6 protein-coding genes are annotated in these 6,810 nt (G+C 55.3%); 4 read left to right on the forward strand and 2 right to left on the reverse strand.

Going from position 1 to position 6,810, the window contains the following annotated elements:
• The first annotated feature begins 109 nt into the window (after nt 1-109).
• Both THS27_RS22590 and THS27_RS22595 read left to right on the forward strand, forming a co-directional pair.
• Nucleotides 110-844 (forward strand): SDR family oxidoreductase, encoded by a 735-nt coding sequence (locus THS27_RS22590; protein WP_085594738.1) that lies wholly within the window; start codon nt 110-112, stop codon nt 842-844.
• Nucleotides 845-986: 142 nt separating this feature from the next.
• Nucleotides 987-1,781, forward strand: a complete 795-nt coding sequence (locus tag THS27_RS22595; protein WP_085594740.1) for an SDR family NAD(P)-dependent oxidoreductase — start codon at nt 987-989, stop codon at nt 1,779-1,781.
• Nucleotides 1,782-1,911: 130 nt separating this feature from the next.
• On the opposite strand, the gene THS27_RS22600 is transcribed toward THS27_RS22595, so the two are convergent.
• Nucleotides 1,912-3,627: a Rieske 2Fe-2S domain-containing protein gene (locus tag THS27_RS22600; protein WP_085594742.1), complete on the reverse strand. Its 1,716-nt coding sequence runs from the start codon at nt 3,625-3,627 to the stop codon at nt 1,912-1,914.
• 90 nt (nt 3,628-3,717) lie between these two features.
• Here THS27_RS22600 and THS27_RS22605 point away from each other — a divergent pair, with 90 nt between their 5' ends.
• Both THS27_RS22605 and THS27_RS22610 read left to right on the forward strand, forming a co-directional pair.
• Complete coding sequence (locus tag THS27_RS22605; protein WP_085594744.1) at nt 3,718-4,374, forward strand: metalloregulator ArsR/SmtB family transcription factor; 657 nt, start codon at nt 3,718-3,720, stop codon at nt 4,372-4,374.
• A gap of 64 nt (nt 4,375-4,438) precedes the next feature.
• Nucleotides 4,439-5,299, forward strand: coding sequence for a lipopolysaccharide assembly protein LapB (locus THS27_RS22610; RefSeq protein ID WP_168184972.1), 861 nt, complete (start codon nt 4,439-4,441; stop codon nt 5,297-5,299).
• Nucleotides 5,300-5,372: 73 nt separating this feature from the next.
• On the opposite strand, the gene THS27_RS22615 is transcribed toward THS27_RS22610, so the two are convergent.
• Complete coding sequence (locus tag THS27_RS22615) at nt 5,373-6,710, reverse strand: MFS transporter (protein ID WP_168184973.1); 1,338 nt, start codon at nt 6,708-6,710, stop codon at nt 5,373-5,375.
• Nucleotides 6,711-6,810: the final 100 nt, after the last annotated feature.

Raw genomic sequence — 6,810 nt, forward strand, 5'->3', positions numbered from 1 at the left:
TTCATTTTTTGCAATAAACTCTGTTTGAATTTAATCATTCTTTCGCATGACAGACAAATATAGAATATCGCCATACAGTCAAACACATGACCAGCACACAGGTGTCGCCATGCAAAACCTTGAAAACAAAAACGTCCTGATTATCGGTGGAAGTTCCGGTATTGGTCTGGCAAGCGCAAAAACAGCCCTTGCCGCCGGTGCCAATGTGACTATTGCGTCGCGCAGCAAAACCAAACTGGACGCCGCCCGATCCGACTTGCAGAAAGACTTAAATACGCAGAAGTCCCTTGGGATTGCCGTACTTGATACAGGTGACAACGACGCCGTTATCAGCTTTTTTGCCGCCAACGCCCCATGGGATCATATTGTAATTTCAGCGGCGCAAACACCGGGTGGACCCGTGCGTGAACTGGCCCTTGAAGATGCCAAAACCGCCATGGAAAGTAAATTCTGGGGGGCTTACCGTGTGGCACGCGCCGCCCGCTTTGCCCCGGCTGCCAGTTTAACTTTTGTTTCGGGTTTTCTGGCCGAACGACCATCGCCCAAGTCTGTTTTACAAGGGGCGATTAATGCAGCGCTTGAGGGTTTAACCCGGGGGTTGGCGTTGGAACTCGCCCCGATCCGGGTTAATGCAGTGTCACCTGGCATGATTATAACCCCACTTTGGGACCGGGTTGGCACGCGCGAGGAGCGTGATGCGATCTTTGCCAAAACGGCAGAAAGCCTGCCGGTACAGCGGGTGGGCGAGCCAGGGGATATTGCCAATGCCATCCATTATTTAATGATTACGCCTTTCGCCACCGGATCAACGGTCCGGGTGGATGGCGGCGGCGTCATCGCCTGATATGTCCCCAACCAGGCAGGAGCCTTGCCCGGCACCCCAAGGTTAATGACCAGGCGTTCAGCCCCATGCCCGAAACAGCCCTTGCCTGAGCCAATTTAAAAATTATGTTGATACAACGTCTTACCCCGTAAAGGACCACGATATGAAAATTGACCTGACAGGAAAAACCGCCCTTGTTACCGGATCAACCGAAGGTATTGGCTTTGCCATTGCTGCGGGGCTGATCAGCGCGGGTGCCGAAGTTATCGTTAATGGCCGCAAGGATGACAAAACGGCCAAAGCCGTTGAAAAGCTGAAAGCGCAGTTCACTGATGCCACCATTCACGGTGTTGCTGCCGATCTGGAAACAGCCGAAGGATGTGACAAGCTGGTTAAAGCCGTGCCGCATGTGGATGTGCTGGTAAACAATGTGGGTATTTTCGGCCCGCAGGACTTTTTTGAAACACCAGATAGCGACTGGCAGAAATTTATGGATGTTAATGTCATGTCCGGTGTCCGTCTGTCGCGGGCCTATTTGCCGGGCATGGAAAAAAAGGGTTGGGGACGGGTCTTGTTCCTGTCATCTGAATCCGGCCTTAATATCCCCGCGGACATGATCCATTACGGGGTTACCAAAACAGCCTATCTGTCGCTGTCACGTGGCCTTGCCAAGCGCATGGCCGGCACAGGGGTCACCGTTAACGCAATCCTGCCCGGACCGACCCTGTCGGAAGGGGTGGTTACGATGCTGGCTGACGATGTGAAAAAGACCGGCAAGCCGGTTGAAGACGTCGCCGCCGATTTTGTTATGTCGGCCCGCCCGACATCGATCATTCAGCGCGCCGCCACGGTCGAGGAAGTTGCGAACCTGGTGGTGTATGTGGCATCGCCGCTATCATCGGCAACAACGGGTGCTGCCTTACGGGTTGATGGTGGTGTGGTCGATACCATCGCCTGATCTGCCCTATTCGAGCTGACAATACGCAGGATCAAAGCCAAATATTCACCCCCGTTCCAGCCCGAAAGCCGGAACGGGGGTGATTTGTTAGCCAGGAAGACGGGCGTGAGGGAACGCGGGGGGAGACCGCCTATTCCCGACCAACAAAACTTTGGGATTGATAAGCAACACGAACGGCACGCCGCCGGGGAAATTCCCCGTTTACATAACGATGCACCGCAACAAGCAAATCTTGACGCCACGGGGCATCGGGAAAAGCGGCCAGTTCGGCACGGGCCATCATGATGGTTTTCAGGCGATGCACGGGTTCAATATAATCGCTGCACCCATGGTTCAGCACACGGTCACGCAACAGCCCCTGCAAGATGGTTTCGCCATCCTGATGCCCGTCAATGCCCGCACTGGCAGCATAATCGGGCTGGTCCGGGTCGGTGTTAATGTATTTAACATTGCGACCAATGAAACAGCCGATTTGCAACAGGCCATCGCCCCATAATTCGGGCATTTCGGTTGCCAGTTCACGCACCGCCTGCGCGGTTGTCAGGGCGTGGGTAACATCCAGCCAGTTTACATTCGTGCCAATCGGCATGTTGGTGCGATACATAACGCTTTGATCAAAATGGCGTACCTGCCAGGCTGCCGCCCCCAGCAAGGCATGATAACACCCTTGTACGTCCCCGGCCGAACGGCGCACACGCGCCAATACCCGCGAAACAGGCAACCCCAGAAAATCATCCTTTGTCACCGGATCACTGCCAACAAGGCTGTCCCAATCCTTGCGCACAACATGAAACGCCCGAAATTCGGGGATCAAATCTTCGCGGGTCACGGTGCATAAATGCCGGGTTAACGGCAAAAGCAGGCTTTCCAGCGCATCGGCACCCAATACCGCCAGTAACGGGGCGACCTTGGAGACATAAATTACCGAATGACCAAACCCGGCATAATGGCGCATGGCGCAACGGGCAAAAGCCGGGCGCAGATTATCCCATGTCAGGCCCGCCGCCATGGCCCCGCGCACCAGGGCCACTGCGGTATTTTCATCTTCGGCCTCGACCGCACGGGAAAATTCGGGTTCGGACCAATCCGCCACGTCCGATGTAAACGGATAAACCGGTCGATAGCTGCTATCCCAGGCGATATGTCCGATGGTTTCAGCAAGGCTGGCCAAACGTTCGGTATCGTCTGTCAGTTCGTCACGATACGCCAGCCAGTCCGCCGCGCCCGGCATGGCGTGGGTGGTGCCATATTCAAACCGGTCCATGCGCAGGGAAAAGGCCGTTTTAATGGCCGCAAGCGGGTCCACACCGATCTGCTCCAAACGTGCCATTTCACGGCACAGTCGGTCATAATCATGTTCGTGCAAGGCAACATCAAGATTTGCCAGAATTTCAGCACGTTGCTGGTTTTGCGGCGGGTCGGTCATGTCAAGCTCCACAACGCCATCATCGGTAACACGCACCGGATAACGGCGGAGTTTATCGCCGCCGACCAGGGTATCGCCGCTTTCAAGGTCGAACTTCCAGTTATGCCAGTTGCATGTCAGCACACAGCCCTGCGCCATAGTGCCTTCCATTAACGGGAAACCTTCATGCGGGCAGCGGTTGTTGCAGGCATAAAGACCGTTTTCGGTTTGAAAGATCGCAACCTGGCGACCATTGATGCGCACAAGTTTCCGCCCGTTTTGCGAAAGATCGGCCAGGGTTGTGGCGGCCTGCCAATCGCCGTCTGATGTGGCATGTTTTGCAACATCAGACGAAACCAAACCCGTCGAGGTCGGGTCAAAAGAAGGGTTTTGAGACGGTGTTGTGGCGGGTTGTTTTCCCGGCTGGACAGACGATGACATGGCGGCCTCTTTTATAAAGATTATTCTTTCAAAAAACAAGCTACGGCGCTTTGCTTGCCTTTTCAATAGAATTTTCTTTATAAATACCACATGACAAAACGAAATCCCAAAGCAGCCGACGGGGAAACCCGCCGCGCCATCCTTGATATATTAAAAAAGAACGGTCCGTCGCGTGCCGACCATATGGCAACATCCCTTGGGGTGTCATCGATGGCGGTGCGTCAGCATTTAAAAATGTTGATGGATCAGGGTATGGTCGACGAACAACAAATTGCCTCGCCCAAGGGGCGCCCGGCAAAATTATGGGCACTGACCGCACATTCAAACACGGCCTTCCCCGACGGGCATCAGGAACTGGCGGTGTCGTTAATTGACTGTATGCGCGACAGTTTTGGCGCAGAAGGACTGGCCCGCATTGTAGACGCCCGCGCCGAACAACAAAAAATGATTTACCAGACCCGCCTGCAAAGCTGCGCCCCCGACCTGGAGTCCCGGGTTCGGGCACTGGCCGCTGCACGTGACGCCGAAGGATATATGGCCACCACCCTGTACGAGGAAGACGGCACACTTCTTCTGGTGGAAAACCATTGCCCGATTTGTTCTGCCGCATCCGCGTGCCGGTCGCTATGTGCAAAGGAACTTGATGTGTTTCAGTCCGTTTTGGGCAACACCGTTATTGTGGAGCGAACAGATCATATTCTGGCAGGGGCACGGCGATGCGCGTATCGTATTTACCAGCGCACCTGATCACCCCCGCCAAAGCAGACCCAAAGCCACCCCCAAAACCGCCCAATCAAACAGGACACTGCATATGACCACGGCTGATTTTACCAAAATGGGTTTGGAAGCCCTCTCACAAGGGCATTATGACGCCGCGATCAATATGTTGCGCCAAACCCTGGGGCGGAACCAGGACGACCTGCCCGCCCGATTTGGTCTGGCCGAAGCCCTGCACCGGCGGGGAAATTTAACCGAATCGATTTATGAATATCGCAGTGTTTTGCGCGCCGACCCCAACCACCAACGAGCGCTGCAACAATTGGCCGAGGTATATTTGCTGTCGGGCAAACCCCGCGAAGCGTTAAACAACCTTGATATTGCGCTACGCAGCAACCCCGGTGATCCGGATTTGTTAACCGCACATGGCATGGCGCAGCTTGAACTGGGCCGCCATCACACAGCACTTGCCGATTTTCACAGTGCATCGCGCCTGCGCCCCGGTGACGGCATGATCCACCATATGATCGCCCTATGTTACCGGGCAGCAAAAGACAGCGACGGCGAACGCCGCGCGCTTGAACAGCTTTTGCGCATGACGCCCCATTCACTGGCCTGCCTGAATGATTTGGGCCGGCTGGAAATGCTGGACGGCGATTATCATTGCGCCCTGGAATATTTTGATCGCGCCCTGCAAGCCAACCCTAAATCGGCCACCGCGCTTGCCAACCGTGCCATTGCCTTGACCGTTCTGGGCGAAGATCGCGCCAAACCGGCATGGGACGACGCCCTGCAAGCCGATGCCGACGCCCCGCAAGACGGGGTACGCACCGCCGCCATTTCGCAACTTTATGAACTTTCCGAAGGCTTGCTTGCCGCCAAAGCCAACACAGACGATGCCGGGCAGCGCCAGTATCTGGCAGCGGGGGCGCTTACAATGTCGACCATCGTTTAAGGACCAGGGCACGGCCCGTTTTGCCCGATTGCATGTTTTACACATCTCGCAAAACAGCCGTGCCCGTGAATGCTTAAGGGGCTGTCACATCGCCAGCATTATGACCCAGCCCCGGTACAGCACGTTTCCATGCCATGATACCGGCCACACAAACCATTGCGGCAACAAAGCCCATGAAAAACGGCGATTGCGGCGATTGCCCCGATAACAACCCACCTGCCAATACCGCCACCGCCTCGGCCATGACATGGGCGGAACGATAAACACCCAATGCCTGCCCCTGCTCGTGTGGCCCTGCGGCATCGGAAATAAACAGGCTGGTTGTCACCTCGCACCAGGCAATGCCAAACGCCGCCAGCGACATCGGCACAAAAATCCAGACCAGCCCGTCGGGCAGCAAAAACGTAATCATGCCAACACCCAAAAACACATGGGCCACCACACTCACCCCGGCAAGGCCGATACGTTTACGTGCCGGTTCCACCAGCAAGCCTGCCGCAATCAGCGGCACCGAGATAATCGCAGAACAAGTCCCCAGGAACGAACTGCTGACATCGTGCGTCTGCACCAGGTAAACGCCGAAAAAAGCAAAAAAGACATAAACCGCGACATAGCTGAAAAATGAAATGACAAAACCCGGCAGCAGCTTTTTGTCACACACCGTTTGCCAAACCGTGCGGGGCTTAAATGCCGGGTCTTCGTGCTGATCAGGCACCACCGCATCAGCATTGGCCGATAATTCCACCGCAAGGGCGGGCAAAGATGAACCATCTTCCATGCCAACAGGGCCGGATTTTTCATCGACGGCGCGGCGACGGGCATAATCGGGAATGCGCAGGGTAAAAAACACCACAACCAGATTGACGCCAAACATGCCCGCAGCAAAGAAAAACGGCCAGGACACGTTAAAACCGGCATAAATATCGGGATCGGATAAAAAACCGCCCAGCAACGGGCCAATGATCCACCCAACATTAATGGCCACCGTAATGAGGCCGAAATTGCGGACCTTGGTTTTGGGTGTGCTGATATCGGATGTAATAGACTGCGCAATTGCCATGTTGCCTTCGCACAGGCCCGACAAAAACCGCCCGGCCAGCAATAACGGCAAACTGGCAATGGCAACACCAACGGCGGTTACCAGATAGCCCCCTGCCGCCCCCACAAGCGACCCTAACAAAACCGGACGCCGCCCGATCCGGTCTGACCAGCGGCCCAGCCACGGCGCACCAATAAACTGCCCGACCGGATAAAGGGCAATGGCAATACCCAGCAAAAACGGGCGAAATTCAACCGGAATGGACGGGTCCAGAAAGCCCAGTTCGGGTTTTAAAAACATTGGTCCGAATACCGGGTAAGGCAGGCTGAACCCGGCAAAGCCGAACAAAACGGTCATAAAGACCGCGATCATTAATTTACGTTCCTGGGGCATGGGGGCGACTTTGTTTTCAAACGTTAAAACGTGGTGGGGGCGAAATTGGCGGGCAAAGCCCTAGGCTCAGGACTCATTA

The organism is Thalassospira sp. MCCC 1A01428 (assembly GCF_002115825.1).
Taxonomy (GTDB): domain Bacteria; phylum Pseudomonadota; class Alphaproteobacteria; order Rhodospirillales; family Thalassospiraceae; genus Thalassospira.

Bases quoted from the DNA above. Each gene is read 5' to 3' on its own strand.
- THS27_RS22590 (WP_085594738.1), top strand. From the start codon at position 110: ATGCAAAACCTTGAAAACAAAAACGTCCTGATTATCGGTGGAAGTTCC.
- THS27_RS22595 (WP_085594740.1), top strand. From the start codon at position 987: ATGAAAATTGACCTGACAGGAAAAACCGCCCTTGTTACCGGATCAACC.
- THS27_RS22600 (WP_085594742.1), bottom strand. From the start codon at position 3,627: ATGTCATCGTCTGTCCAGCCGGGAAAACAACCCGCCACAACACCGTCT.
- THS27_RS22605 (WP_085594744.1), top strand. From the start codon at position 3,718: ATGACAAAACGAAATCCCAAAGCAGCCGACGGGGAAACCCGCCGCGCC.
- THS27_RS22610 (WP_168184972.1), top strand. From the start codon at position 4,439: ATGACCACGGCTGATTTTACCAAAATGGGTTTGGAAGCCCTCTCACAA.
- THS27_RS22615 (WP_168184973.1), bottom strand. From the start codon at position 6,710: ATGATCGCGGTCTTTATGACCGTTTTGTTCGGCTTTGCCGGGTTCAGC.